Genomic DNA, 26,075 nt, shown 5'->3' with positions numbered 1-26,075 from the left:
GCCAAGAAAAAACTAAAGGAGAGATTTATAATGAAAGATATTTATTCAAATCACATTCAAGGAAGTAAGTTAACAGGCAAAAAAGCAAGTATTGCAGGTATTGTTATTCATAATGATTACGGTTCAATGACGCCTAATCAGTATTTACCATGGTTATATACAAGAGAACAAAACGGAACGCATGTTAATGGGTGGGCTTCTGTTTATGTAAATAAAGATGAAACACTTTGGTATCACCCAACAGATTATGTAGAATGGCATTGTGGTAATAACTGGGCTAACAGTAATCTGATCGGGTTCGAAGTTTGTCAATCACATCCAGCAGCAGGTTTAACAGATGCCCAGTTCAAATTAAATGAAGAGGCAACATTTAAAGTAGCAGCAGCTGTCATGAAGTCTTATGGTTTGCCAGTCAATCGCACGACAGTTAATCTTCATAGACAGTATTTTGGCACATCTTGTCCTCATCGTTCTTGGGATATGCATGTAGGAAAAAACGCACCAGATACGTTAGCTAATCGTAATAAGTTAAAAGATTACTTTATTTCTCGTATTAAACATTATTACAACGGTGGCACAACAACTAAACCACCTAAAACAACTTGGAAATGGTCTGGTAAAGCGACAGCTAAGAAAGGTGTATCTCCAATCGCAGCTAAAAAGAAACCAGGTTTAAACGAACCGGCATTAGCACCACCAAATAACATCTTAGCTGGTCAATATATTAACTTCTTCTCGGTTACTAAAAAGGATAAATATTGGTGGGCAGAGTTTGAATATCCAACTAACCCTAAAGCTGGACGATTCTATTGTGCATTGGGGCCTATTACACACAAAGATGAGAAGTTAGAAAAAGAAACCAAATTATGGTTTGACTTGAAGATTACAAGTAAAAAGTAGTATTATATGTTTACCCTATTTAGTTTAACCGCTAGGTAGTTCATACACACAAACCCCACTTCTTATTTGTAGAGTGGGGTTATTTTTTTATTATTTAATTTGTTTTGCAAGATAATTAATCGGGTATTTGTATCTTATATCTATTATTAATACAAGATTAATTGAAAGGAATAAGTTTTATGAAAGAAATTAACTATCAAGATTTAAGCGATGATTTATTGTATGTTTCTATATTGTTAAATGAAAAATTAAATGGAGACTTCAACAATGATGTAGAAATAGCGATATTAGAAGAATGTATTACTAAATTAAAAAGTACTACCATACAAAGTCCTGATTTTAAAACAGAAGTGTGATTAAGTATGTTAAGATAACTTTAGACATATTAAACACAATATTACGGCGAGCCTACTCATGTAATTGAGTAGGTTATTATTTTGAATTATGTAATATTAATGATATAATTTGTATAGTTTAAACCTATTATCTCCGTTTTAGTTTTAAACTCATATTTAGTAATACCTTTTTGCACCTCACTAATAAGTGGGGTGTTATTGTTTTTAAGACGAAATAATGATATAGTAGCTAGATGAAAGTGTTTAACCCTAAAACACTTACCCACTACACAATGCCATGATGTAGGGGGTTTTTATTTGCTTTAATATCAATAGTGTAGTATTACTATATATAAGCACTTATATAGTGCTTAATTTTCATATTAAAATCTCCATTAACTTTCCCTGTCACTTTGTGTGATGGGGTTATATTTTTGACTAAAATTAGTATCTACTAATAGTACAAACTCTTAATATGTGGTATAATATAAGAGTGTATTAGCAACTAATGTCTTCCCCGATATTAGTTGCGCTTTTTATAAATAAACTCTTTCTACTTTATTGTGTAAAATGTATAATGTTGTTAAATACACACTGAAAGAGGTAAGGGGAATGGCAAATATATATTTAGCGAAATTAAATGTAAATGAAAAAATCCACAGTGTCTATAAAGGGGAAACTACAATAAAAACCTTTTTAGATCAACTGTATATAGACATTGATTCTAATCGAGTCATGGAAGATGAAATGTCTGGCGTAAGATATAAGATAGTAGACATTGAAAAAAATCCAAATGATTTTGTAATAAATGGAAAGTTTTTAAGAATTGAAAAAAGTAAAACTCAAAATACTTATGATGAGAAAAATGATGAATTAAAAGAACAAATAGTAGAAAGTCCAGCAGATTATATAGCTTTTTCATTTTTTGTACATAGGGAAATGATAGCATTTGTTCCAAAACAAGCATTCTCAAGACAACATTTCTTGAAAGTTTTTGCTGATTTTATTTATCTTTGTAGTCCTCAAATAGGTCGAGTTAATTTGCAAATAAAGTTAGATAATAAAGAATTAGATAAAAAATTTGCAGAAATAAATACTATGAAAAAGATATCAGTTGTGATAGTTCCTCCAAATTCAGATAAGGATTTATGGAAAGGACTTGAAAGTATATCAGAAGAATTAGAAGAAACTGAAGCGACAGAAATGGAGTTTTCTTTAAAAGCCAGTATCAGAAAACCATTAGTTAAATCATCAGAATTAGTAAAGGGACTATATAATTTTGTAAAAAGAGGATATGGTGAAATGGTTGCAGAAGGAAAAGGTAGTGATGGCATGCCACTTGAAATAAATACTTTAAAAAACAAAGAATTAATAGAAAAACATAAAATACCCGAAAGTATAAAAAACTCTCCAAATGAAATCGCATCAGAAGTAATAGATAAAAATATTTTATAATGAAAAAAAGAGGTGTTAAATTGAAAAATATAATGAATGAAATTTTTATTGAAACCTCTCCTAATATATATTTATTAAAAAGAATAAAAGAGTTGATTTGGTCAATCGAAGCATTAATATCATTGTTATTGTCTACGATCACTATATTTATTATGTACTATTTTTTTCAATTAGATTCTATATTATATAAATCTGTGATTTCAGATTTGATTTTAACTTTTATTGGTGGACTTATCACGATGATTGCTTTTTCTCTATCAGCACTAGCTTTAGTTTTATCGATTTTTAAAACCGAGGATATTGAACGTATATCAAAAGTAGGTATAGAAGAGTTATCTAATAGTAACAAGAAATTAATTTTTAGCAAAGTGGAAATTTTTGCTATCTTAATTTATAGATTTTATGCATCAGGTATACTTAATTTGATTTCTATATTCTTATTGATTATAGGGTATTTTATTGTTAATTTACCAATAACTTATTCTAATTTTGTTCTATATCCTTTGACCCTGGTAAGTGTTTATATAGTCTATTTCAGTTTGATTTTTACAGTTTTATTAATACCTACTTGTATTAAGTTTAAGTTTATTGAATATATAGATACGAATGATAAAAAACAAGATCCCATATCATCTGATGATTCAGTCGATAATCAATAAGATAAATAACAAAAAAAACCACCTTAATTGGTGGGCTTCTTTTATGATATAATTTAATTAGGCGGAAGAGGTTAAGACTATATAGCCACCCATATTACAGGGTGGTCTTTTTATTTTTACTTCTTTTATCATTATTAAATAAAAAGTGGTAAAGTAGTTGAAATATGATACAAACCACCGGTATAAGCAGGTAATATTCTGCTGGAAGTACATATACTAAAATTAGACATAAAATTAGAAAGGGAACCATTAGAATATAATACCTTTTGTCTTTAAACATTTAATCACCTTATAGAGATAGTGTACTTTATTTATTAATCATTGCTATTTATTTCTAGAATATTTAATCCTTCCAATTCCTTTGGTTCCTCGAAGAATGAAGTGAGATAATTGAAAGTAGATTCAGTATCAAAATTATTCCTTTCTGGTTCCTCTAGTTGTCTTATTTTTAGGTGTTCTAAACATTTTTGGTTATCAACATTTATATATATAAGTTTATGATAAGCATTTATTTCATTAGCTATATTTAATAACCATCTTCTTTGATTTTTGGTGTTTCCTGGAAAGTCCATAACTACATCTGTCCCAACACACAATATATTCTGTACATGTTTTTTTATCAAAGGTTTTATTTGTTTTGACAAATTTTGATAATCTTCTATTGTCTTAATTTTATTTGGATACAGACTTTCAAGCCATTCGTCTTCTGATAATAAAACTGCATTTTTTTTTTCGTTAATTGTTTTGACATTGTTGTTTTTCCAGCACCCATTTTACCTGTGAAAAAATATAAAGTTCCTAAATTGTTCATATTGAATCTACTCCTAAATGTTTTTGGATTATAATAGTTTATACTTTAATATAATATACACTTTATCATAAATGTACTGTAAATATGGTGTTTTCTATTCTATCTCAATAATACAATCCAGATTTTAAAAGTTAAACCCACCTTAATTGGTGGGTTATTTATATGGGTGATTTTTAATATATTCTTGAGCCTTCCCTTGGTTACCACTTGCAGCAGTTATTGCTTCATATTGTTCAACAATCTTGTAATCAAAGTCTTTACCCAGACCATTTGCAATGTTTGTACGTGCAGTTTGTATAGTGCCATCATATTCTTTTTGTTCTCTACTTCCCTCAGGTAATGCATCTCTATTTAGTGTCATAAGTCTGAATGCATAATTTTTATCAGATAAGTGAGGTAAGTATTCGGGATTTTCTTCTGACACTTCGTTGTTATCCTCTGCTATCTGTTCACTATTCATACTAGTATCGTTTTCAACAGTTTGATGTTGTTCATTAACACTGGTTGATACATCATCCTTTTTTGCTATTGTGTTCTCATACACCATAAACGCAGCAAAAGATAATCCTATCATCAAAATAGCTATAACTAATAAAGACATTATAACTTTTAAAATGTTCATTCTACCATTCCCTTCATTTTTTCGAACTTCCATTATTACAATATTACTCTATCTCCACAATACAATCCATACTCAATTGCACTTTCTCACCATTCTCCAACACTTCTAACTTATTTCTTTCACTATCAAACTTATTAATCTCACACTCAATCGTTTTATAATATCCATCTTCCCAATACTTAATTGTTGCTGGTGGATCATAAAATAATTTTTGCGCTAAGACATCGTTCAAATCACGCAACGCTAATTCATCAAACACAGGCTTATCAACTTTGTTTTGGTCTTCGATAAAACCGTTAATCGTTTCATATTGTTGTGGCATTGTTGCAAATGGCGCCCACTTAATCATCTTGCGACCTTCTGGGATATTACTATTCAAATACTTTTTAGGTATTTTTCTATAGTCCGTTTCATACTTATATGGTTCTGGCATATCTGGATTAATGATTTTCAATTTAAACACCTCACGTATAATTGGTAGTTTCATTATACGAACAAATGTTCTGTTTTGTAAAGTGATACTATTGATAAATTTTTAATTATTTTGGTCACAAACAGGTCACAATATCAGTGTAATAACGGTTATTACAAGGTTTTTAAAATCCCTCCATCTCCGCTCAGTTTAATTAATCACGTATAGTGAAAAGAAAAAACCTTGATAACTCAAGGTTTTTTCTTTTTTTATTTAGGCGGATTTAATATTTTGTGTCACAACGTGGTCACATTAGCACTATAGTTTTAATCATGTGACCATTATGATTATTTATTCTAGTTATAAAAAAGCTCTTGAACATGATTTAATGAAAAATTATAATATTTGATATAAAAGCGTAATAGCAATAATACCAAAATCATTTAAGTCTTAAATGGAGTGATTAAGATGTTAACAATGGAGTTAATTGAATTCAATGATAAAATTGTGACTTATAATTATTATCCTGAAGATAATAAAGAACTAACGCCTGGTCAAATAACAATGCGAAGAAAAGATAAAGAAATAATAGATTTTACTAAAACAGATGTTGAAAAATATAGGTCATTATATTTCGTACATGCTGCTAGTAGAATGAGAAATATTGTTGATTTAGAAGAATTACCTAAAACACAATTAGTTGCATGGGGATAAGCTCTGTGTAGCTTTATAATAATATGAGGTGATTACAATGACAAATAAAGCTAAAGATATTTTTATGATTACTATCAATATAATTATCATTATTTGTTGCATTTCCTTAATTTATTATATGTTAACCAAATAAAAATAGACTCGGAATTTATATATGAAAAATGAAATAGCTAACACTACATATGAATACACAAAAGCTTACCTAAATGAAATAGGTGGGCTTTTTTAGTTTGTGATCATGATTGATGTTGCTCACAATGTTTTATTATTTTTTGTTTTATTGTAAGAATTTTGAAAAAATTATATAATATAGTAAATATTAATGAATAAGTGAGATGATAAGATTGAAGAAATATGAAACGACACTAGACGCTTATATGTCACCTAAAGATGCGGCTGAAGCATTCAAAAAAATAGCTGAAAAAGCTCAAAGAGCTGAAAGATAAGAAAAAGAACAACTAAAACAACGACATACAAAAAGAGAAAAGAATTAAAACACTAGAAGGGTTAAATAGAAAATGGAGGTAGTGAGCAATGTTAGATTTAAAATTAGTAAGTAAAGACGATAAAAGCGTGACTTATGATTATTATCCCGAAAACGAAAAAGTGTCAGGGAGAATTATTATAAGTATTGATGATTGTGAAATACTCTATACAAAAAAATCAGAATATGATCAAGATACAAGTAATTATTTAGGTCATGCGATTTATAGAATCAAGAAATATATCAAAAATAATGAGTTCCCTGAAACTGATCTTGTAGCATGGTGGTAAGTTATGAAACTGTGGACTTATGTGGGAAAAATGGTATTAATTGAAGCTGATGTCAAATATTTACAGGTAAAGTTATAAGTTATGATGATGAAATGGATAATGAAAGTGGCGAATATTCTATATATTTAGATACTGGAATACAAATATATGACTTCGATGAAAGTGAAATAAAGTCGATTGAAACATTAGATTAAACACCTAACAAAGAATTAATGATTGATGAGCTATTTATAGACATAAAAACAAGCTATCACAATGTTGTGATAGCTTGTTTTTATGTCTATAAATATTACTATGTTATTTTTCTATTTTTATTTTGTTTACCAGAATCTAATACCTTTAAAACGAGAAGTGTGAGCATAATTGTGAAGATTATCATGCTAATTACAGCAATTACTCTAGCGATAGGGTTTTCTTTATATATAACTACATAGAATCCTTGAATAAAGAACAATATGTAGATAGGTAATGTAGATAATAATATGTACTTTGGATGCTTCATAGTTTCACTCCTAGTAATGATTTAAATCATAAAAAAAATAATCATCTCTTACAACTTTAGACTAGTTTGAGAAGGTTTATTTGCATTAAATTAGTCACCGTCTTTAAAACGGGTTCATTGGACAACGTGTTACAGCACGTTGTTTTTTCGTTTGTATAATATCATAATTTGGCATATTTTGTCTATAATGAATAATAATGTATATAACAAATACTGGGAATTTGGTATAATATAACAGAGCAAGTTGGATAGATGGTGGCTAATCTCTTAATAAAGGGGTGATGCCTATGGTTATAGTTGTTACTCCTAGAAAGGAATAGCATGTCTGATTTTGAAATGCTAATGGTTGTATTGACAATCATTGGTTTACTATTAATCAGTAATCAAGACCATAAAAAATAACCTTCTCCAACTTTGACGAGTAATGGAAGGTTATTTTTATAATTTTTCTATGAAAAGCCACCGTCTTTAAAACGGGCTCATAGGACAACGTGTTACAGCACGTTGTCCTTTCTTCAATTGGATTATAACATAATTTGGTAGAATTTGTCTATTTTGTAGTCGGATTATTACGGGTGACTTTCTAAATATCAGTTGAATATTTTATCTAGATTTTCATTGTAAAATTTCAAAGCAGTTTTATATTCGTGAATCTCAGTATTTTCAACATTTGTTAGCAATGTATCAATTAATAGAGAAACAGACTTCTGATTATTATTCATATTATAATGTGTAATAGCAAGGAATATTTTTAATACAGGGCTGTCATCAAATTTTGTTAATCCTTCATTTAAAATATGCTCAGCTTCTTTGTATTTGCCAATACTTCTATAAGTGCTTCCTAAACCTATATAAGCATCTTTTAGATATATTAGGTCTAAATTGTTATTAATAGCTTTATGATAATAATTTATAGCCTCGTGTTCTAATCCTAAATTATCTAGACACCATGCCATTTGATAATTGTAATATGCATTGTTAGGATCTTCAGTTAATATATCTTCCATTTTTTCTTTTGCTTTTATATATTCTTTCTTTGATCTTAATTCGATAACTTCGTCTATCGTATTCGTCATCATACACCCCTCCAATAAGATAATATTACATTATATATAATCTTATCCATACACTTTATTATAACCGATTTATGTAAAATATATTTACAAATTACAACCAAAAATTATAATAAATAAAAAGAGATAATTTTCGTTTTATAGAAAGGAGAAGAAAAGTTGAAAAGAAAAATAAATAAAACGGGGATTTTAGTATGTCTTATTTACTGTTTTGTTATGTATTTTATATTAAGTATGTATGATCAGCACGTTAGCAACCATGTCAATAATACACACTATGTATTATTACCAATAGGTGTAGTAATAATAAAAATTATTTTTGAATATATCATTAAGAAAGATATTTTTGATAAAGAACAAAAGTAAAAAAATAAACCATCTCTTACAACTTTTGACTGAATAGAGATGATTTATTTTATCATATTTAAATACGGTCACCGTCTTTAAAACGGGCTCATCGCGCAACGTGCAGCAACACGTTGTCCTTTTTCAAAGAAGTTATAACACAATTTGTCAATATTTGTCTATTGTGAAAAATTAATGATTAAGGGGGGTGTTTGATATGAAAGCAAGTATAAGTATTCGTAAGACTACGAAGAAGGAGAAGATTGAATCACTTGTTGCTGTGAGTATTTTAATTTTGGGGATTACGTTTATTAAGTGGTTAAACAAATAATTGTATTTTTGTTTCTAATTTTTAGAAGTGTATAATGAACCTAAATATAGAGATTGGTGGGGATTATATGACTGTTGAATTAAAATTAATAGAAATGCAGGACTTTAATGATTTTTATGAGGTTTCTTTGAAAGAATTTGCTGATGAACAAGTGAAAAGTGGTTCTTGGTCTGTTGAAGAAGCGGATGAGAGAAGTAGAGTATATTTTAAGAAACTTCTACCTGATGGTTTACATACGGAAGGTCATAAAATTTTTAATATCTTTAATGAAGGGGATAAGGTTGGTATTTTATGGCTACATGTGTTCGAGAAAGATCATGTATTAAAAAGTTTTATTTATGATATTAAAATTAACGAATTTGATAGAGGTAAAGGTTTAGGTAAAATGACGATGCAAGCTTTAGATGAGTATTGCAAGGAACATGACATTAAAAGTATTCGACTCCATGTTTTCGGTCATAATCAAATTGCATATGAGTTATATAAAAAAATGGGATTTGAAACGACAAACTATTATATGGAAAAAGCGTTATAATAGTGATATCGAAATTGAAATCGGAGTGATTTGATTGTTGAAATTGAAAGAATCTCAAAATGTATTTTTAAAAGGTGGAGATGAAGCGGTTATATTATTGCATTCATTTACAGGTACAGTAAGAGATGTAAAAGCTTTAGCAGAGTTTCTAAACGAAGCGGGATACACTTGCTATATTCCAGCTTATAAAGGGCATGGATTAAGTTTAGAAGGTTTATTAGCCTATACAACAAATGATTGGTGGAAGCAAGTACAAGAGAGTTATCACTATTTAAAGGATAGTGGATATGAAAGCATTCATGTGCTCGGTGTTTCATTAGGTGCTCTTATGTCTTTAAAACTTGTCGAAACATTTGATGTGAAGAAATGTATAGCAATGTCTACACCTCATAATAGAACAAATAAAGATATTAAAAGAAGACTCTATCATTATGGAGAAAGAATTAATCAGATCCAAGGTTTAGATGAAGAAGAAAGCAAACGCCAACTTGCACTCATTGATGATTATGATGAAGGTGCACATATATTTACATCATTTATAGAGGATATTATGAATCATTTAGACGCAGTAAAAATACCTATCTCTATAAAGTATGGAGAATTAGATCAAACATTTTATCAAGATAGTGCGGAGATAATATATCATGATATAGCATCAGAACATAAAGAATTAACAGCTTATAAAAATGCAACACATTTAATGACAAGAAGTGAAGATAAAGAACAAATTGAAAAAGATATACTTGAGTTCTTAAAAAAATAAGATCATGCCAACAAAATGTTGGCGTGGTCTTATTTTTATGTGAATGCAATTTTGTACTATATCAATTTTGACATTATTGAGAGAATACAAAGATACTGGAGGGATTCGATGAGTACATTATCATTTTTATTTTACTGTTTTATAATTACTTTCACACCTGGACCTACAAATATCGTAATATTAACAACAACTCAAAATTACGGTACTAAAAAAGCTTTGCAGTATACGTACGGTTCAACGGTAGCATTCTTTTTAATTTTGTTGTTATCTGCAATATTTAATACAGTACTCGTAAACATAATGCCGAATATTATATTTACGATGAAAATAATTGGAACGATTTATATGTTATATTTGGCATATCAGATTTTAAATGCTTCTAAATCACATAATGATACAAATTACGGTAACTTTACTTCTGGGTTTGTCATGCAATTTCTAAATCCTAAAGTTGTCTTATTCTGTTTAACGGTCTTACCAAGCTTTGTTTTAAAAGCAGACTCTACTTTTAACGATGTGTTTCTTAATGTAACTATAATAACGATTATTGGGTTTTTAGCATTTGCGTCTTGGCTTTTATTCGGCACAGTTCTGAAAAAATTTATAGATCAACATTTGAAAGTTTTTAATGTCATTATGTCATTGGCACTTGTTATGGCGACATTATTAATTTGGTTATAGATAAGGAGGGGTTATATGGATAATTTTTTGTATAAAAAGCGTATAGGTGTTACAGCATTATTAGCTCAAATGAGCGAGTTTAAATATAAAAAACATGCGCATAAAGAATATGCACTTGGTGTTACGTTAGATGGTATACAACACTATACTTTAGATGGTGACCAATATTTATCATATCCTAATAATGTTATGTTCTTTAATCCAGAACAAATTCATGATGGTAGTTCTTTTGACAAGAAAGACCTTAAATACACAATGATTTATTTAGAGAGAGAACATATTCTTGGAAATGATAACATACCGCAAAATGTAATTTTCAATAAACCTATATCAAATGATCAAAATTTAAAAAACAAAATTATCCATCTCTCTAATGCCATTTTAACGAATCAAGAAGATGCTTATGTATTAGAACAATTGCTGCAAGTTAATGATGCTTTGTTGAATAATGATATAAATGTAGCGCCTAAAGATAACAGGCTCATAAACATGGCGAAGAATATTATAGAGAGCCACTTGTTTGATACATTAAATGTAGAAATGATCAGTCTAGAATTAAATATGACTCAATATCAATTTATTCGCTATTTCAAAAAGTATACTGGTTTTACACCTTATCAATATTATTTGAATAGAAAGGTAGAGCAAGCTAAATTAAATTTAGAAATAACTAAAGATATTTATGCTGCTGTAACAAATTGTGGATTTGTAGATTTATCGCATTTAAATAAAAATTTCAAGAAAATATATGGTATTACAGCTTTTGAATATTTAAACCAACTTATATAAATCAAAAAAGAGGCTGGACATTGTCCAAGCCTCTTTTTTGATGGTGTTTTATAATCCACCTAATAAACCACTAATATATACACCAAGTGCTAATAACAATCCGAAGATCGTGTTCGCTTTACCTGTAGCTGCCATTGCTGGCATCATAGTTTGTGGTGTGTCATTTTTATTGAATCGACGTACGGCTTTGATTGGGAATGGTGCAGATATTAAGACAAGCAACCATAATAGAGAGCCGTATGGTTTAAATAATGCTAAGTAAATAACAATGACATATGCGAAAATATAAAGAATTGCCATAGTCATGATAGATAGTCTTTTACCGACTAAAATCGCGTAAGTCTTTCTACCACTTTGTTTGTCTTTTTCACGGTCTCTAATGTTATTTGCCAAGTTGATAAGTCCGATTGTAATAGAAACAGGGATACTTAATAATGCTGGATAAAAACTTAAAGTACCTGTTTGTATATAGAATGAAATCATGACAATTACAAATCCCATGAAGAATCCAGCGAATATTTCACCGAATGGCGTCCATGAAATAGGGATTGGTCCACCTGTATAAAAATAACCGATTGCCATACAAACTAATCCTATTGGTATTAATAGCCATGTACTTTGTATGCATATGTAAATACCTAATATGACAGCTATAACATAGAATGCTATTGCTAAATTATAAACGGATTTAGGAGACATACCATTTCTTACAATTGCGCCTCCGATACCGACAGAAGTATGGTCATCTAATCCTCGCTTATAATCAAAGTATTCATTAAACATATTAGTTGCTGCTTGTATTAAAATACTTGCGAGTAACATTGCTAATACGACTGAAATTTTAATGGATGCTTCAGCGCCTGTTAAAAAAATCTTTGATGAAGCGGTACCCAATAGGACAGGAACAAATGACGCTGTAAGTGTATGTGGTCTCATCAAATGATAATATTTTTTCAAGCCTGAATGCTGTGATAAATTTTGTGACATGTATTTACCTCTTAAATTTATATTTTTGACAGTATTAGTATATGCTTTCGCTATCAATTGGTCAATCACTGTAATTGTGTAAAATTTTAATTTATATTCTGTATTTAAAGTACAATATTAACGCATGTTGACTTAAAAAATGATAAAATGAGTAGATAGATATTTTTCGGAAAGAAGTGGAAGTGAAATGGCCTTGAGGACGGATTTGAAGCAACAGATAATTTCTGAAATCGATGGAAATAAAAATTATATTTCAGTTGAAATTGAGCTTCAATATCAACCAGATTTAATCCATTTATTAAGGGAAGAAATCAATTATACAGGACAACATTTTTATTACAAATCTAAGGATTCTAAATTAGAAATGTGTGGAATTGGATATTTATTAGAAGCTAGGTATTCACATTTAGAACATGATGATATATATGAATACTGGCAAAATATTAAAGAACAATTAAATACAATTAAGTTACATGAAGAAAAGCACCATCTAAAGTTCTTTGGTGGCTTTCAATTTTCAGAGCATTCATTAACGAATGAATGGAAAGATTACGGGATGAGTCATTTTGTATTGCCTAAATATTTGGTGACAAAAGAAAATGGTCATTATTATCTTACTTATACGGATCATGGTAACAAATTCGATATCGATAATATTCACGAAGTTATAAGTATTTTAGAAACAGAAAATGAAAAAATCGAATCGAGTGAACCTGTAGTAGTGGATAATAAAGATATTCAAAGTGAAGAATGGAAAGCATTAGTTACTAAAGTTGTTTCACAAATGAATGAATCTGTAGCCCTACAAAAAGTCGTACTATCTAGAAGAAGACAAATCGAATTTGAAAATCATGTTAATGTTGAAGATGCATTACAAAGATCATTAGATTCTAATGAATCAAGCTATTTATTGCTATTTGAATCAGGTAATTCCCAATTTATTTCACAAACACCTGAACAACTTTGCCAAATAGAAGATGGTAAACTATATACAAATGCAATTGCTGGTACGATTTTAAGAACAGAAGATGAATCAAAGAATGATGAATTAAAAGATGAACTTCTAAATGATTCTAAAAATCAATTTGAACATCGTTATGTAGTGGATAGTATCATTCATGACATTCAATCATTTACGAAACACATTGAATACGATAAAAAGCCAACCATACTCACAAACAAACATTTATATCATTTATATACGAAAATACAAGCAGATTTACTATCTGAAAATGTATTAGAAATTGTTAATCAATTGCATCCGACGCCAGCATTAGGAGGATTTCCTAAAGTTGAAGCTATAAAATTTATAGAACATGAAGAGTTCGGAACAAGAGGGTTTTACGGTGCACCATTAGGTTATATAGATTTAGAAAATAATGGTGAATTTGTTGTATCTATTCGTTCTATGTTAGTGAATAATCATACTGCAACATTATATTCAGGTTGTGGTATTGTAAAAGATTCTGAAGCAATATCTGAGTTTGAAGAAACAGACTTAAAATTTAAACCAATGTTGAAAGCACTAGGAGTGATGTAGAATTGAGTACACATATTGAAAGTCTCACTAAACAAGTATTTACATTTGTTTCTAAATTATATGAATATGGTGTCGATGATGTTGTTATTAGTCCTGGATCAAGATCTACACCATTAGCGATAGCTTGTGAACGACATCCACATTTAAAAACATGGGTTCATCCAGATGAAAGAAGCGCAGCATTTTTTGCACTTGGCATAATCAAAGCAAGTCAAAAGCCTGTCGCAATTATCTGTACTTCAGGAACAGCAGCATCTAATTATATGCCAGCTGTATCTGAAGCATTTATTAGTCGATTACCACTTGTCGTTGTTACAAGTGATAGACCACATGAATTACGTAATGTTGGTGCACCTCAAGCAATCAATCAAGTGAATATGTTCCAAAACTTCACGAAGTTTCAATTTGATATGCCTATAGCTGATGACTCAGAAGGTACATTAAATGCAATTAATATGAATATGATTAAAGCTGAGAAACATTTTGTTGGTCCACAAAGAGGACCTGTACATTTTAATTTTCCATTTAGAGAACCATTAATCCCTAATGTGAAATTAAGAAGATATTTGTCCTCTAAAAGAAAATTAGAAACAAAATATCAAAAATCGATTGATTTTACGAGTATTCAAACATATATCGAAAAACCAAGAGGTGTCGTTATTGTAGGAGATACACAAGGTCAGGATTTATCTCAAATATTAACTTATTCAGCTATTCATAATATTCCTATATTAGCTGATCCATTAAGTAATTTGAGAAAATTAAATCATCCAAATGTGATTTCTACTTATGATGCACTTTTCAAAGGCGGATTAAGTATAGAACCGCAATTTATCATCAGAGTGGGGCAACCAGTCGTTTCTAAACATTTAAACAATTGGTTAAAAGAAATTAAATGTCCACAAATTCTTGTGCAAAATAATGATACACCTGATGCCTATCCTAAAGTACCAACGATTTCAGTGGAACTAAGTCCAAATGATTTCTTCAGACAAGCTCAAGATGTAACACCCACTCAAAACAAGAATTGGTTAGAAAAATGGATAACAATGGATAAAGAAGCGAGTGCATTGATTGAAAAATATATCGATGAAGAAACAGATGAAGGTGCTGCAGTAGGTAGTTTATTGAAAAAAATGACTTCTAAAGATACTGTATTTGTTGGTAATAGTATGCCGATAAGAGATGTCGATACATTTAATTTAAACTCAAAAGCTGAAATAGCAGCTAATAGAGGTGCGAATGGTATTGATGGTGTCGTGTCGACTGCACTTGGCATGTCTGTATATAAAAAAGTTACACTTATCATAGGTGATGTTTCATTCTTTCATGATATGAATGGCTTGATTATGAGTAAACTTCATGATTTAGATATTACAATTGTATGCTTAAACAATAATGGTGGTGGCATCTTCAATTACTTAGCACCTAAAGAAGAAGCACCTGAACATTTTGAGAAATTATTCGGTACACCACTTGATTTAGATTTTCAACATGTTGCGCATCTATATGAGTTAGGTTACGAAAAATTCGAAAGTGTTTCTGATTATAAAAAACAAACATTACCGCAATTCGGTTCTTATTTATACGAAATTCTAACGAATAGAGAAGAAAATACCGCAACACATAGACAACTCTTTGAACAAATGAAAGGTATTCAATATGTTAAATCACCACGTTAAGTCATATGATGAACATAAACCGTCTATTATTTTGTTACATGGCTTCATCAGTGATCATACATCATTTCATATAGTTGAGAGTACCTTGAGAAACAAAGGCTTAAATGTAATAACCATTGATTTACCTGGACATGGACATGATGAATCAAGTTATGATGAAATATGGTCAATGGATTTTATTGTCTCAAAGATTAAAGAAGTCATTGATTATTTAGAACTTGATAAGATTTATTTGCATGGATATTCTATGGGTGGACGTGTTGCGTTAAGCTTTGCAGTGCAATACCCAGAGTTATTAAGCGGCTTGATCTTAGAAAGTGCTAGTCCTGGACTTAAAGATTCATCAGATAAACAGAATAGAATTGAAGTCGATTATAACAGAGCAACGCGCATTCAAGAAATTGGATTACAACAGTTTGTCGAGGAATGGTCAAAACTACCATTATTTAATAGTCAGTCTATACTTTCTACTGGAGAAAGAGAACGTATTAAACAGATGAGACTTTCTCAAAATCCTAATGGGTTAAGTAAAGCACTTAAAGATTATGGTACAGGTTCACAACCATCCAATTGGCATCATTTGAATACAATGAATGTACCAACTTGTATTATCGTCGGTCAAAAAGATGAAAAGTTTATTCAAATAGGTAAACAAATGAACGAAAGTATAAAAAATAGTAAATTTTATATTGTTAATGATGCTGGGCACACAATTCATGTGGAACAACCCTCAAAATTTGATACAATAATAATAGAATTTATTTTAGGAGGCAAATTATGTCAAGACAATGGGAAACTATAAAAGAATATAAAGAAATTAAATATGAATTTTTCGAAGGTATTGCTAAAATTACAATCAACCGTCCAGAAGTACGTAATGCATTCACACCTTTAACAGTTCAAGAAATGATCGATGCTTTCTCTAGAGCTAGAGATGATGAGAGAGTAGGTTCTATCATCTTAACTGGTGAAGGCGACTTAGCATTCTGTTCAGGTGGAGACCAATCTGTTCGTGGACATGGTGGTTACGTTGGCGATGACCAAATTCCAAGATTAAATGTACTAGATTTACAACGTCTTATCCGTGTTATTCCTAAACCCGTAGTAGCTATGGTTAGAGGATATGCTATTGGTGGTGGACACGTACTACATATCGTATGTGACTTAACAATTGCCGCTGAAAATGCAAGATTCGGTCAAACTGGACCTAAAGTAGGTTCATTCGATGCTGGTTATGGTTCAGGATATTTAGCAAGAATTGTTGGACATAAAAAAGCACGTGAAATTTGGTTCTTATGTCGCCAATACGATGCAAAAGAAGCTATTGATATGGGTCTTGTAAATACAGTTGTACCATTAGATAAAATAGAAGATGAAACTGTTCAATGGTGTAAAGAAATGATGCAACATTCACCAACTGCATTACGTTTCTTAAAAGCTGCTATGAACGCTGACACTGATGGATTAGCTGGTTTACAACAATTCGCTGGTGATGCAACATTATTATATTACACTTCAGACGAAGCAAAAGAAGGAAGAGACGCTTTCAAAGAAAAACGTCAACCAGACTTCGATCAATTTCCTAAGTTTCCTTAATATTGATACAAATAAAAACAAGAGGTTGAGACATTTCATAATGTCTCAACCTCTCTTTTTTCGTTATAATAAATGTTTTCTTATGACTTGCTCAATAATTGCAGGTATTTCTTCAAACGCACTTTTCATATTGATGCGTTCTGTTACTTGATGAGCATCTTTACCGATAGGTCCAATATTAATAACTGGTGCACTTATTTCTTGTATATCTTTAAATGGTATAAAGTATGATTGATTAAACACAGGTGTTTGTTCAATATAACTTTCAAATCCTAAATCGTCTTGTCTATATTTTGCGTAACTCAGATCACTAATGCCATTAAAGAAATATTGTCTTTTTGAAACTCTATCAAACTGACTTAAAGATGTATCACTAACAGTTTGAACAATTTCATCAATAAATGCATCTTCAGAAGAGTGCGCAGCTGGATAATAAGGTGGCGCAAAAAATGTTACGACACTTGGTCCTAAACCTTTCAACATATGCATAAAACGATCTGTAATTTCTATAGATTGTGCTCTTTCATCATGAATTTCATGAACCGTTTGTTCAATAATTTGATTGATTTTACTTTTACCATATTCTTCTATTGCGCGTGCTTTTAATTCTTTGAAGGTTAAGAGGTTAATTGATAATGTTTTATGAAAACCCTCGGATTTTAATGTTTCTTGATATGCTTTTTCACAATTGTGAATGGCATCTTTAACTACATCGTTAAAAATTTTAAAAGCTTGTTCTGCATTTCTGTTAAATAAAAATACATTATATAATGAAACAGTTCTAAATGGTGTTTGAACGTCATAATGATCTTTAATATCTCTACTCATGAGAGAAACTGGAAGCGGCGTCGTTTCATCTTTGTATGTTTCCTTAAACAAAGTACAGTATTCCATTTTGCTATTAATAAAACTTTGTATGAAATTCGAACTAATACCATTCAATGGTTGTCCAACATGTGTTTCTTTACCATAGCATAATACTGAAGGCATAATTTTGCCTATTGTCCCTGAATATACATAATGATTTGGGTCATTTTCTGCTTGTGAAAAAGTAGGTTCACTGTTTAAATGTAAAGCTATATCTAAATGATCTTCCTTACGAATTTGATTGAGCTTTTGAACGGCTGCATGCATACCTTTAGACTCAACTTCTTCATCAGGTACTGAAACAACGATTATGTTAATATCCCATGATTCTTGGATTGCTTTTTCTATCATAGACATATGTATCATAAGACCTGGTTTCATATCCATTGAACCACGTCCAAATAAATAATTGTGCGTTTGGATATCTTTTTTAGCATCAGGCGTTAAGTATTTCATATCTTGTCTAAATATTTCTGTGATTTTATCCATATCGAAAGCATCATCTTTATATTCGCTATAATCATCGATACCAACAGTATCAAAATGACTTATACAAACGAGCGTTTTTTTAGATTGTGGTGCTTTGTAATATGCAAGAACTGCATGACGACCATCCCCGGTCGGTTGCAGCATAACTTGATGAGCATTACGCTTAAAATAATCTAACTTTAAGTATTGATCTCTTAAAAAGTAAGGAAAAGTCTTTTCTCCTTCTGAATGTGTAATAGATTGATGTCTGACTAAACTTTTAAGTAAATGACTTCTATCTTCAAACGTTTGCCATAATAAATCCATTGTGTTCCAGCCCCTTTAAAATAGTTCTTGAATCATTCTTTCTAATCTATTTAGTCCTTCTTCGAGTGCTTCTAAATTATAAGCATATGAAATTCTAATATAGCCCTTACCAATATGGGTGAAAGCTGAACCTGGTACAATCGCGACATGGTAATCTTCAAGTGCTTTCATACAGAATTCATAATCATCCATTCCGAAATGTGAAATTTGTGGAAAGATGTAAAATGCACCTTGAGGTTTTTCATTTAATTTAAAGCCTATGTCAATCAATCGCTTGTATACATAATCTCTACGTTCTATATATGCTTTATTCATTTCCATAGGCGAATCAATTGCATTTGTTAGTGCTTCAATTGCAGCGTATTGACTCGGCACATTCGCACAAATACAATTATAGGCATGTACAAAAGTTAATTGTTTCATAACATATTGTGGTCCTAATAAGAATCCGATTCTTAGACCAGTCATTGAATGTGATTTACTCAAACCACCTAGTAAAATACATTGATCTTTGATTGCGTCATACGAAGCGAAAGATGTATGAGTCTGATTAAATGTATTCTCTGCATATATCTCATCGCTGACAACATAAATAGGGTAGTCTTTAAATGCATCAACAAGTGCTTCTACTTCATGTTGATTCAACGTAATTCCAGTAGGGTTATTAGGATAATTCAGCAAGATAGCTTTTGTTTTATCAGTTATATGAGATTTAACTAATTCAGGCGTTATTTTGAGGCCAGTTTGGGTAGTATCTATGTATATAGGTTTAGCACCTAACAATTCAATAAGTGGGACATACCCAGCATATACTGGTGAAGGAATTAATACTTCATCGCCATGTTCAAGAATACCTCTTAATGTTGTGTCTAACGCTTCGCTTGCACCATTTGTGATAAGGATTTCATCTGTTTCAAATGAAGCATTAAAGCGATTTTTATAATATTGTGCAACGATTTTTCTCAATTCTGGTAACCCAGCATTATGAGAATAAGATGTAAAGTTATGATCAATTGCTTGTTTCATTGCATCTTTAACACTTGTTGGTACAGGAAAATCGGGTTGACCAACTGTTAAGTTAATCACATCATCAATTTCAGGTATACGGTTAGATATCGCTCTAATTCCAGACACTTGAAGTTGAGATGCAAATTTATTTAATGGTAATTGCATTTTTTTCACCTCTTCAAAACGATAGTTTAATTATAACTTTAAAAAGCATACAAATAAATGAATATAGCAAAAATTTAGAAAACGTATTACAATAAGGGAAACATTACAATAATAGGGGATGTTTATATGGTGAATTTAGCTAATATGAATCAACGATTAAAGTTACTACTATCTTTAAATATTTTTGATTGGTTACCACATCCAACCTTTGTATTAATACAAAATAATGACGAACAGTGGATGATTTCATTTGAAGAAGATTCAATACATATTTGTAGAGCAGAAGCTCAATTACCACATTTTCATCGATATTATTTCGGGCAAGATAATCGACTTATTAAGAATGCGCAATTTCATATCAAATTTAAAATGAAAGAAGAACTATCATTAGACGAAAGGAAATTTGTTTCAGACTTTATGCAACCAACATCTAAAAAAGAAAATCCAATATTATTTATTCAGTCAGATACACCTTATACGCAAGAGTGGGTAGATTATTTAACATATTTATTAAGCGCGAGTTATGAAGTATTAGAAAATCTTTATAATAATAATCATAAGCTAGCACCTATTACACATAAACATGTACAAATACCAGCATATTTATTAAATAGTGAAGATAAATTTATAGGTACGATATCGTATGAAACATTAATTAGATAAACAAAAAAAGCCAATCCTTAAGTTAAGTACTCAAAGGATTGGTTTTTAAATGCTTATTTTTTCTTTTTTGGTGGCTTTTTAATGTTAACAACAGGATTTGCATAATGTCTTACAATGTCGCTACTAAAGAAGTACACAATAGCAATTGTTATAAGAATAATAGCAACCCAAACATAGGGTTGGTCTAATAACATTTGATCCCATTCTTTTGAACGAAATAGACCTACGAAAAGACCATGTAGTAAATAAATAAACATTGTTCGAGAGCCAATATAAGTTAATGGTAACTTACGCTCTGGTATTAAATTTAAGAAACTAAATGTTGAAACGAAAATGACAACATATATGAATAATCTTTTAAATGCACTATAAACATCTACATCGCCTTCAAGTGCTGAATATGGTTTGCTACCAAATAACCATTCAAAGTTATAGTCAGTTAGTAAATAAGCGATAAAGATAACGATTAAACTAATGGAAGATAACCACATATGTTTTTTATTTCTTAAAATAAATGACTGTTCTTTATTAATGTAATAGCCTAATAAGAAAATTGGGAAGAATACAAATGTTCTTGATAGACTAAGTTTTGCATTAATAAAGTCAAAATAACCGACAACTAAACCAAATAATATTGCTACTGTGAATGTGATATATGGATTGAAGTTTCTCACAAAATGCAAAATAATATGCCATGAGAATAAACTTACTAAGAACCACATTGCCCACTGTGGATCGAAGGGACTAATATTTAATGTATCGTCTCTATCAATATAGTAGTAATATAAACCATAAAATAATTGGAATATTAAATAAGGTAATAAGAGTTTGATTGTAATTTTTTTTATGTAACCTGGTTTTCCTACACCTTTAGCAAAGAATCCTGATATCAGTACAAATGCTGGCATATGGAAACTATAAATAAACATATATAGTGCTTTGAAAATATGACTTTCATTAACATAAGATCTTGTTAAATGACCGAATACAACTAGCACAATTAAGAAAAATCGTGCGTTATCAAAATAATGGTCTCTTTCTTTTTCGTTTGCCATGAAAAGTGCTCCCCTAAAACGATAATCTACAATTTGCTTGAAATGTAGATTATAAATTAAATTTTTCAAAAGTACAAATAATTTTATTTTGTTAATACTATAAAATCAAACGAATGCCTTATGAAAGGCATTCGTTTGAACTTTAGTATTATGCTTTATACTGATCAACATCGTAATATTGACCATCTGTTTGAATCTGTTGATAGAAGTCGCTAATTCGTTTTGCATTAGACTTAGCAAAGTCTATGCCTGTAGCATATTGATGAACGCCAGGATTTTGCGGATTAAATCTCATTTTATAGAGTGTGTTTTGTCCAGATTTAATGTAATTATTAGCTATAAATTGAGCACCACCTAAGATTGCTTTTTCAGGTGTGTTCCATCCTGCTTGTTGTGCATATTTAATACCACCATATAATGCATTTTTATCAATAGCGCCAACCCCAAACATATTATAATATTTTGTTTGAGCATTTAAATCAACATTACCATTTTGGTCGATTGATCCGCCATTAGCTAAATCACTTGTACCATTACCAGTTTCTAATAACGCATGTGAAATTAAATATATTTCATTAATGCCTACTGCTTTTGCTGCTTGGCTAAAGGCATTACCTTGATTTTCAAGAATCCCTTTACCACGTAACAATTCATTTAATTTAGTTGCTGAAATATTTTGAGACTTGTTTAGGTCTAAAAATTGATATTTTTGAACTGGGTCATTTACATATTTACTTGTATCCATAGCATCTTTAACTTCAGCTCTCGTAGCATTTCTAATACCACTTGCTAATACTTTTTTAGGTTCAGAACCATTTCTTAATGCCATTTGAATATCGACAGCTTGATCTAACGTATATGGGCTAGTTGAAACATTTGTTGATTCTGTAGCGAGTTGTAAATACTTAGCATTAATCCATACAGTTTTACCATTTAATAAACCTTTATACCATAATTCATTACCAACTTTTTGAGATGAAATAACTTTAAAGTATGAATATTGGTAGTTTTGTAATGAACCTAGTAATGTTTTTTTAGATACTGAAGGTTCACTATAGAAATATCCACTGTTATCAAAAATTAAGTAGTTTTGATAGTTTTCTTTTAAAGCAATAGGCTGATTGTTAACAGCACTTGATTTTATAGCATTTGTCTTTTTAGGTTGAGCGACAGTTGGTTTATTAACAACTTTTGGTTGTGTTGCTACTTTTTGTAATTGAATGTCTTTAGCATTCACCCATCCTAATGGAATGGCATTATTATCTTGAAGTAGATAATATGTTTGATTATTATAAGTAGATTGTTTACCAATCTTGAATGTTTTTCCTGCTTTGTTGATTGCAGGTACAGTTTTTTGGTCATATACAGAAGTATATACACCAGAGATATTTTTATTAACTTTACCTAAATAGTTAACACGAACCGTTTTAGCAACTGCATTTGTTTTTGTTGTGTTAGAAGCAACAGGTTTCGGAGTTGCCTTAGGTTTCGCTGTGTTAGAAGCAACAGGTTTCGGAGTTGCCTTAGGTTTCGCTGTGTTAGAAGCAACAGGTTTCGGAGTTGCTTTAGGTTTCGCTGTGTTAGAAGCAACAGGTTTCGGAGTTGCTTTAGGTTTCGCTGTGTTAGAAGCAACAGGTTTCGGCGTTGCTTTAGGTTTCACAGTGTTAGAAGCAACAGGTTTCGGCGTTGCTTTAGTATTGTTTTGCAGTTGAATGTCACTAGATTTCACCCAACCTAAAGGAGTGCCGTTATTATCTTGTAATAAATAATATACTTGGTTGTTATAGTTAGATTGTTTACCAATATTAAATGTTTTACCAACTTTGTTAGCAGCTGATTTAGTTTTAGTATCATAAACTGAACTATAGACACCTGATGCATTTGTATTAACTTTACCTTTATAGTTAACAACTATTGTTTTTGCAGGACTCGCTACAGGCGTAGACGGTTTAGGTTTAGACACTACAGGTTTAGTAGGTTTAGGTTTAGACACTACAGGTTTAGTAGGTTTAGGTTTAGAGACTACAGGTTTAGTAGGTTTAGGTTTAGAGACTACAGGTTTAGTAGGTTTAGTAGGTTTAGGTTTAGACACAACAGGTGTAGTCGGCTTAGGCTTAGAAACTACAGGTGTAGTGGGTTGAGTTACACTACCTGTTTTATATAAATATTTCTCTCGCACTAAATCTATAAGTTCATTAAAAGTATAATTATTTTCAGCAAACCAACCATATGGGTCACTATGATCCGTGCCTCCTAAATATTTTGAAACAGCATCATGAGACCATAAAGTACCAGTACCATCATTTTCAGCACTATCAAATGGTAAGCCGTAATATGATAAATTAGTTGCGATATAATCTGCATAATTGTTAATAGAGCGAGCAAAACGATCTCCGCCATAAACACGAACTAATTCTACATGTATGAATCGTTCATTTGCGACGCCACCAGCACCCCAAGCTAAGTAATCAGTTGGCGCAACTTCAATAATATTATTATCATCTACAAAGGCATGTACAAATGCACTTTCATAGTTGTTTTTCATATATGCAATTTCGCCTTGAATTGTTGAATTAGGATTTGCAGTTTCATGTGCAATAATACCTTCAGGTTTACCAACACCATTACGATATGGAATTTTTGGAATATGACTTGAAAAATCTTCAACATATGTCGGAACTGCATAATTATTATTTCTAATTTGATTATTTATTGACGAACTTACTGTAGGACTATAAGAACTAGATGTAGTAGAGACAGCTTTTTTAACAACAGGCGCACTACTTACAGATCTAAATGCAAAAGTGCTAACTTGTGGTTGAACACTAGCAGTTTCTAATTGAACTTTGGCATTTTGCGTACTATTAGCCGCTTCAGTTTTTTGATCTTCTTCGTTAGAAGTAGGCTGAGCTAAGTCATCAGAAACCTCGTTGTTATTCGTAACTTCAGAATTATCATCAGTAGAAGTTACATCAGTATCTTGATCTTCTTCGTTAGAAGTAGATTGAGCAGTATCTTCAGAAACCTCGTCGTTATTCGTAACTTCAGAATTATCTTCAGTAGAAGCTACATCAGTTTTTTGATCTTCTTCGTTAGAAGTAGGCTGAGCTAAGTCATCAGAAACCTCGTTGTTATTCGTAACTTCAGAATTATCATCAGTAGAAGTTAAATCAGTACCTTGATTTACTTCATTAGAAGTAGGTTGAGTTGTATCTTCAGAAACTTCTTGGTTGTTATTAACTTCCGTATTATCTTCAGAAGAAGCTACTTCAGTTTTTTGATCTTCTTCGTTAGAAGTAGATTGAGCAGTATCTTCAGAAACCTCGTCGTTATTCGTAACTTCAGAATTATCATCAGTAGAAGCTACATCAGTATCTTGATCTTCTTCGTTAGAAGTAGGTTGAGTAGTATCTTCAGAAACTTCGTCGTTATTCGTAACTTCAGAATTATCTTCAGTAGAAGCTACATCAGTATCTTGATCTTCGTCGTTAGAAGTAGATTGAGTAGTATCTTCAGAAACTTCGTCGTTGTTCGTAACTTCAGAGTTAGCATCAGTAGAAGTTACATCTGTGTTTTGGTCTTCTTCGTTAGAAGTAGGTTGAGTAGTATCTTCAGAAACTTCGTCGTTGTTCGTAACTTCAGAATTATCATCAGTAGAAGTTACATCAGTATCTTGTTCTACTTCATTAGAAATAGGCTGTACGGATTCATTAGTTGTATTTTCTACTTTTTGGTTAGGCTCATCAATTATAGATGGATCTTTATATTCTTTAGTACCTGAAACGTTTAAAGATTGGCTTTTTAATTCTTTTTGTTCATCTTGAATCTGACTAGCATTATCATGTTGTTCAATGATGTTTTTATTTTCTTTGTTTGTGGTTTGTTCTTCTGCATTTACTTGATGTGATACAAGGGTAGTACCTGCTAAAGTCATTGCTACAAGTGCGGGTGTTTTGTAATAGAATTTTTTATCCATAAACAATCTCCTTTTGTATAGGTATTTATTTATAATCAGT

Annotated in this window: 27 protein-coding genes and 1 pseudogene; 17 read left to right on the top strand and 11 right to left on the bottom strand. The window is 30.7% G+C overall.

The genetic code is table 11. The annotated features are described in order from the left end of the window. Positions 1-30 precede the first annotated feature (30 nt). The 4 genes from MHH94_RS09925 (at position 31) to MHH94_RS09910 (ending at position 3,349) form a co-directional block, all read left to right on the top strand. Complete coding sequence (locus MHH94_RS09925) at positions 31-900, top strand: peptidoglycan recognition protein family protein (RefSeq protein WP_053076881.1); 870 nt, start codon at positions 31-33, stop codon at positions 898-900. Positions 901-1,079: 179 nt separating this feature from the next. Beyond that, the gene (locus MHH94_RS09920; RefSeq protein WP_155403652.1) at positions 1,080-1,256 is read left to right on the top strand and encodes a hypothetical protein; all 177 of its coding nucleotides are present in this window, start codon (positions 1,080-1,082) and stop codon (positions 1,254-1,256) included. A gap of 591 nt (positions 1,257-1,847) precedes the next feature. After that, positions 1,848-2,690, top strand: coding sequence for a hypothetical protein (locus MHH94_RS09915; protein WP_340840869.1), 843 nt, complete (start codon positions 1,848-1,850; stop codon positions 2,688-2,690). A 20-nt stretch (positions 2,691-2,710) separates the two neighbouring features. Then, positions 2,711-3,349 carry a hypothetical protein gene (locus MHH94_RS09910; RefSeq protein ID WP_340840868.1) on the top strand — a complete coding sequence of 213 codons (639 nt, stop codon included), beginning with the start codon at positions 2,711-2,713 and terminating at the stop codon, positions 3,347-3,349. Positions 3,350-3,663: 314 nt separating this feature from the next. Here the strand turns inward: MHH94_RS09910 and MHH94_RS09905 are convergent, their stop codons facing one another. The 4 genes from MHH94_RS09905 to MHH94_RS09890 all read right to left on the bottom strand — a co-directional run bounded on the left by MHH94_RS09905 (position 3,664) and on the right by MHH94_RS09890 (position 5,245). Further along, entirely contained in the window at positions 3,664-4,035 is a 372-nt protein-coding gene (locus MHH94_RS09905; RefSeq protein WP_340841589.1) for an AAA family ATPase, read from the bottom strand. Then, positions 4,008-4,160: a hypothetical protein gene (locus MHH94_RS09900; RefSeq protein ID WP_340840866.1), complete on the bottom strand. Its 153-nt coding sequence runs from the start codon at positions 4,158-4,160 to the stop codon at positions 4,008-4,010. Before MHH94_RS09900 ends, MHH94_RS09905 begins: the two co-directional genes overlap by 28 nt. A gap of 154 nt (positions 4,161-4,314) precedes the next feature. Further along, the gene (locus MHH94_RS09895; protein WP_142383034.1) at positions 4,315-4,782 is read right to left on the bottom strand and encodes a hypothetical protein; all 468 of its coding nucleotides are present in this window, start codon (positions 4,780-4,782) and stop codon (positions 4,315-4,317) included. Positions 4,783-4,825: 43 nt separating this feature from the next. Then, positions 4,826-5,245 (bottom strand): YolD-like family protein, encoded by a 420-nt coding sequence (locus MHH94_RS09890; RefSeq protein WP_340841587.1) that lies wholly within the window; start codon positions 5,243-5,245, stop codon positions 4,826-4,828. A 417-nt stretch (positions 5,246-5,662) separates the two neighbouring features. Here MHH94_RS09890 and MHH94_RS09885 point away from each other — a divergent pair, with 417 nt between their 5' ends. The 3 genes and pseudogenes from MHH94_RS09885 to MHH94_RS09875 all read left to right on the top strand — a co-directional run bounded on the left by MHH94_RS09885 (position 5,663) and on the right by MHH94_RS09875 (position 6,876). Beyond that, positions 5,663-5,908, top strand: a complete 246-nt coding sequence (locus tag MHH94_RS09885; protein WP_058592491.1) for a hypothetical protein — start codon at positions 5,663-5,665, stop codon at positions 5,906-5,908. A gap of 534 nt (positions 5,909-6,442) precedes the next feature. Next, entirely contained in the window at positions 6,443-6,682 is a 240-nt protein-coding gene (locus MHH94_RS09880; protein ID WP_058592490.1) for a hypothetical protein, read from the top strand. Positions 6,683-6,685: 3 nt separating this feature from the next. Continuing rightward, positions 6,686-6,876: pseudogene (locus MHH94_RS09875) on the top strand (LSM domain protein). Between the two features lie 98 nt (positions 6,877-6,974). Here MHH94_RS09875 and MHH94_RS09870 read toward each other — a convergent pair. Beyond that, on the bottom strand, positions 6,975-7,184 hold the full coding sequence (locus MHH94_RS09870; RefSeq protein ID WP_058592433.1) for a hypothetical protein: 210 nt from the start codon (positions 7,182-7,184) through the stop codon (positions 6,975-6,977). A gap of 297 nt (positions 7,185-7,481) precedes the next feature. On the opposite strand from MHH94_RS09870, the gene MHH94_RS09865 reads away from it, so the two are divergent. Beyond that, on the top strand, positions 7,482-7,586 hold the full coding sequence (locus MHH94_RS09865; RefSeq protein ID WP_088592438.1) for a hypothetical protein: 105 nt from the start codon (positions 7,482-7,484) through the stop codon (positions 7,584-7,586). 188 nt (positions 7,587-7,774) lie between these two features. Here the strand turns inward: MHH94_RS09865 and MHH94_RS09860 are convergent, their stop codons facing one another. Beyond that, entirely contained in the window at positions 7,775-8,260 is a 486-nt protein-coding gene (locus MHH94_RS09860; protein ID WP_058592432.1) for a tetratricopeptide repeat protein, read from the bottom strand. Between the two features lie 740 nt (positions 8,261-9,000). Between MHH94_RS09860 and MHH94_RS09855 the strand changes: the two genes are divergently transcribed. The 4 genes from MHH94_RS09855 to MHH94_RS09840 all read left to right on the top strand — a co-directional run bounded on the left by MHH94_RS09855 (position 9,001) and on the right by MHH94_RS09840 (position 11,701). Beyond that, a complete protein-coding gene (locus MHH94_RS09855) occupies positions 9,001-9,468 on the top strand; it encodes a GNAT family N-acetyltransferase (RefSeq protein WP_232156526.1) in 468 nt (155 codons plus the stop codon). Between the two features lie 34 nt (positions 9,469-9,502). Beyond that, positions 9,503-10,231: an alpha/beta hydrolase gene (locus tag MHH94_RS09850; RefSeq protein WP_232156524.1), complete on the top strand. Its 729-nt coding sequence runs from the start codon at positions 9,503-9,505 to the stop codon at positions 10,229-10,231. A 108-nt stretch (positions 10,232-10,339) separates the two neighbouring features. Then, positions 10,340-10,912 carry a LysE family translocator gene (locus MHH94_RS09845; RefSeq protein ID WP_107609507.1) on the top strand — a complete coding sequence of 191 codons (573 nt, stop codon included), beginning with the start codon at positions 10,340-10,342 and terminating at the stop codon, positions 10,910-10,912. Positions 10,913-10,927: 15 nt separating this feature from the next. Then, on the top strand, positions 10,928-11,701 hold the full coding sequence (locus MHH94_RS09840) for an AraC family transcriptional regulator (protein ID WP_048542081.1): 774 nt from the start codon (positions 10,928-10,930) through the stop codon (positions 11,699-11,701). Between the two features lie 48 nt (positions 11,702-11,749). Here MHH94_RS09840 and MHH94_RS09835 read toward each other — a convergent pair whose 3' ends face one another. Beyond that, positions 11,750-12,688: a 1,4-dihydroxy-2-naphthoate polyprenyltransferase gene (locus MHH94_RS09835; protein WP_078355618.1), complete on the bottom strand. Its 939-nt coding sequence runs from the start codon at positions 12,686-12,688 to the stop codon at positions 11,750-11,752. A 205-nt stretch (positions 12,689-12,893) separates the two neighbouring features. Between MHH94_RS09835 and MHH94_RS09830 the strand changes: the two genes are divergently transcribed. From MHH94_RS09830 to menB, 4 genes are read left to right on the top strand one after another with little or no spacing between them, the layout of a single operon-like run. Beyond that, positions 12,894-14,228, top strand: a complete 1,335-nt coding sequence (locus tag MHH94_RS09830) for an isochorismate synthase (RefSeq protein WP_229412500.1) — start codon at positions 12,894-12,896, stop codon at positions 14,226-14,228. A gap of 2 nt (positions 14,229-14,230) precedes the next feature. Further along, the gene (gene menD / locus MHH94_RS09825) at positions 14,231-15,910 is read left to right on the top strand and encodes a 2-succinyl-5-enolpyruvyl-6-hydroxy-3-cyclohexene-1-carboxylic-acid synthase (protein WP_107609138.1); all 1,680 of its coding nucleotides are present in this window, start codon (positions 14,231-14,233) and stop codon (positions 15,908-15,910) included. Next, complete coding sequence (gene menH / locus MHH94_RS09820) at positions 15,891-16,712, top strand: 2-succinyl-6-hydroxy-2,4-cyclohexadiene-1-carboxylate synthase (RefSeq protein WP_084754894.1); 822 nt, start codon at positions 15,891-15,893, stop codon at positions 16,710-16,712. The genes menD and menH overlap by 20 nt, the downstream gene beginning before the upstream one ends. Next, entirely contained in the window at positions 16,685-17,506 is an 822-nt protein-coding gene (menB, locus tag MHH94_RS09815) for a 1,4-dihydroxy-2-naphthoyl-CoA synthase (RefSeq protein WP_171992079.1), read from the top strand. The genes menH and menB overlap by 28 nt, the downstream gene beginning before the upstream one ends. Positions 17,507-17,569: 63 nt before the next feature. On the opposite strand, the gene MHH94_RS09810 is transcribed toward menB, so the two are convergent. Then, entirely contained in the window at positions 17,570-19,168 is a 1,599-nt protein-coding gene (locus MHH94_RS09810) for a M20/M25/M40 family metallo-hydrolase (protein ID WP_058592425.1), read from the bottom strand. A gap of 15 nt (positions 19,169-19,183) precedes the next feature. Beyond that, entirely contained in the window at positions 19,184-20,341 is a 1,158-nt protein-coding gene (locus tag MHH94_RS09805) for an aminotransferase class I/II-fold pyridoxal phosphate-dependent enzyme (protein ID WP_058592424.1), read from the bottom strand. 126 nt (positions 20,342-20,467) lie between these two features. Between MHH94_RS09805 and MHH94_RS09800 the strand changes: the two genes are divergently transcribed. Further along, positions 20,468-21,004 carry a hypothetical protein gene (locus MHH94_RS09800; protein WP_058592423.1) on the top strand — a complete coding sequence of 179 codons (537 nt, stop codon included), beginning with the start codon at positions 20,468-20,470 and terminating at the stop codon, positions 21,002-21,004. A 53-nt stretch (positions 21,005-21,057) separates the two neighbouring features. Here the strand turns inward: MHH94_RS09800 and MHH94_RS09795 are convergent, their stop codons facing one another. Together MHH94_RS09795 and MHH94_RS09790 are read right to left on the bottom strand one after the other, a co-directional pair. After that, positions 21,058-22,059 (bottom strand): acyltransferase family protein, encoded by a 1,002-nt coding sequence (locus tag MHH94_RS09795; protein ID WP_084754890.1) that lies wholly within the window; start codon positions 22,057-22,059, stop codon positions 21,058-21,060. 148 nt (positions 22,060-22,207) lie between these two features. Continuing rightward, positions 22,208-26,035, bottom strand: a complete 3,828-nt coding sequence (locus MHH94_RS09790) for a GW dipeptide domain-containing protein (protein WP_340840855.1) — start codon at positions 26,033-26,035, stop codon at positions 22,208-22,210. Positions 26,036-26,075 lie beyond the last annotated feature (40 nt).

The sequence above is a fragment of the Mammaliicoccus sp. FSL K6-3158 genome, assembly GCF_038005105.1.
GTDB classification, from domain to species: domain Bacteria; phylum Bacillota; class Bacilli; order Staphylococcales; family Staphylococcaceae; genus Mammaliicoccus; species Mammaliicoccus sciuri.
Note: the sequence above shows the minus strand (reverse complement) of the source record. Positions and strands in the feature narration are given on the sequence as shown.

Bases quoted from the DNA above. Each gene is read 5' to 3' on its own strand.
- MHH94_RS09855 (WP_232156526.1), top strand. From the start codon at position 9,001: ATGACTGTTGAATTAAAATTAATAGAAATGCAGGACTTTAATGATTTT.
- MHH94_RS09925 (WP_053076881.1), top strand. From the start codon at position 31: ATGAAAGATATTTATTCAAATCACATTCAAGGAAGTAAGTTAACAGGC.
- MHH94_RS09790 (WP_340840855.1), bottom strand. From the start codon at position 26,035: ATGGATAAAAAATTCTATTACAAAACACCCGCACTTGTAGCAATGACT.
- MHH94_RS09895 (WP_142383034.1), bottom strand. From the start codon at position 4,782: ATGAACATTTTAAAAGTTATAATGTCTTTATTAGTTATAGCTATTTTG.
- MHH94_RS09805 (WP_058592424.1), bottom strand. From the start codon at position 20,341: ATGCAATTACCATTAAATAAATTTGCATCTCAACTTCAAGTGTCTGGA.
- MHH94_RS09920 (WP_155403652.1), top strand. From the start codon at position 1,080: ATGAAAGAAATTAACTATCAAGATTTAAGCGATGATTTATTGTATGTT.
- MHH94_RS09870 (WP_058592433.1), bottom strand. From the start codon at position 7,184: ATGAAGCATCCAAAGTACATATTATTATCTACATTACCTATCTACATA.
- MHH94_RS09800 (WP_058592423.1), top strand. From the start codon at position 20,468: ATGGTGAATTTAGCTAATATGAATCAACGATTAAAGTTACTACTATCT.
- MHH94_RS09900 (WP_340840866.1), bottom strand. From the start codon at position 4,160: ATGAACAATTTAGGAACTTTATATTTTTTCACAGGTAAAATGGGTGCT.
- MHH94_RS09840 (WP_048542081.1), top strand. From the start codon at position 10,928: ATGGATAATTTTTTGTATAAAAAGCGTATAGGTGTTACAGCATTATTA.
- MHH94_RS09795 (WP_084754890.1), bottom strand. From the start codon at position 22,059: ATGGCAAACGAAAAAGAAAGAGACCATTATTTTGATAACGCACGATTT.
- MHH94_RS09835 (WP_078355618.1), bottom strand. From the start codon at position 12,688: ATGTCACAAAATTTATCACAGCATTCAGGCTTGAAAAAATATTATCAT.
- MHH94_RS09845 (WP_107609507.1), top strand. From the start codon at position 10,340: ATGAGTACATTATCATTTTTATTTTACTGTTTTATAATTACTTTCACA.
- menH (WP_084754894.1), top strand. From the start codon at position 15,891: ATGTTAAATCACCACGTTAAGTCATATGATGAACATAAACCGTCTATT.
- MHH94_RS09880 (WP_058592490.1), top strand. From the start codon at position 6,443: ATGTTAGATTTAAAATTAGTAAGTAAAGACGATAAAAGCGTGACTTAT.
- MHH94_RS09915 (WP_340840869.1), top strand. From the start codon at position 1,848: ATGGCAAATATATATTTAGCGAAATTAAATGTAAATGAAAAAATCCAC.
- MHH94_RS09885 (WP_058592491.1), top strand. From the start codon at position 5,663: ATGTTAACAATGGAGTTAATTGAATTCAATGATAAAATTGTGACTTAT.
- MHH94_RS09810 (WP_058592425.1), bottom strand. From the start codon at position 19,168: ATGGATTTATTATGGCAAACGTTTGAAGATAGAAGTCATTTACTTAAA.
- MHH94_RS09860 (WP_058592432.1), bottom strand. From the start codon at position 8,260: ATGACGAATACGATAGACGAAGTTATCGAATTAAGATCAAAGAAAGAA.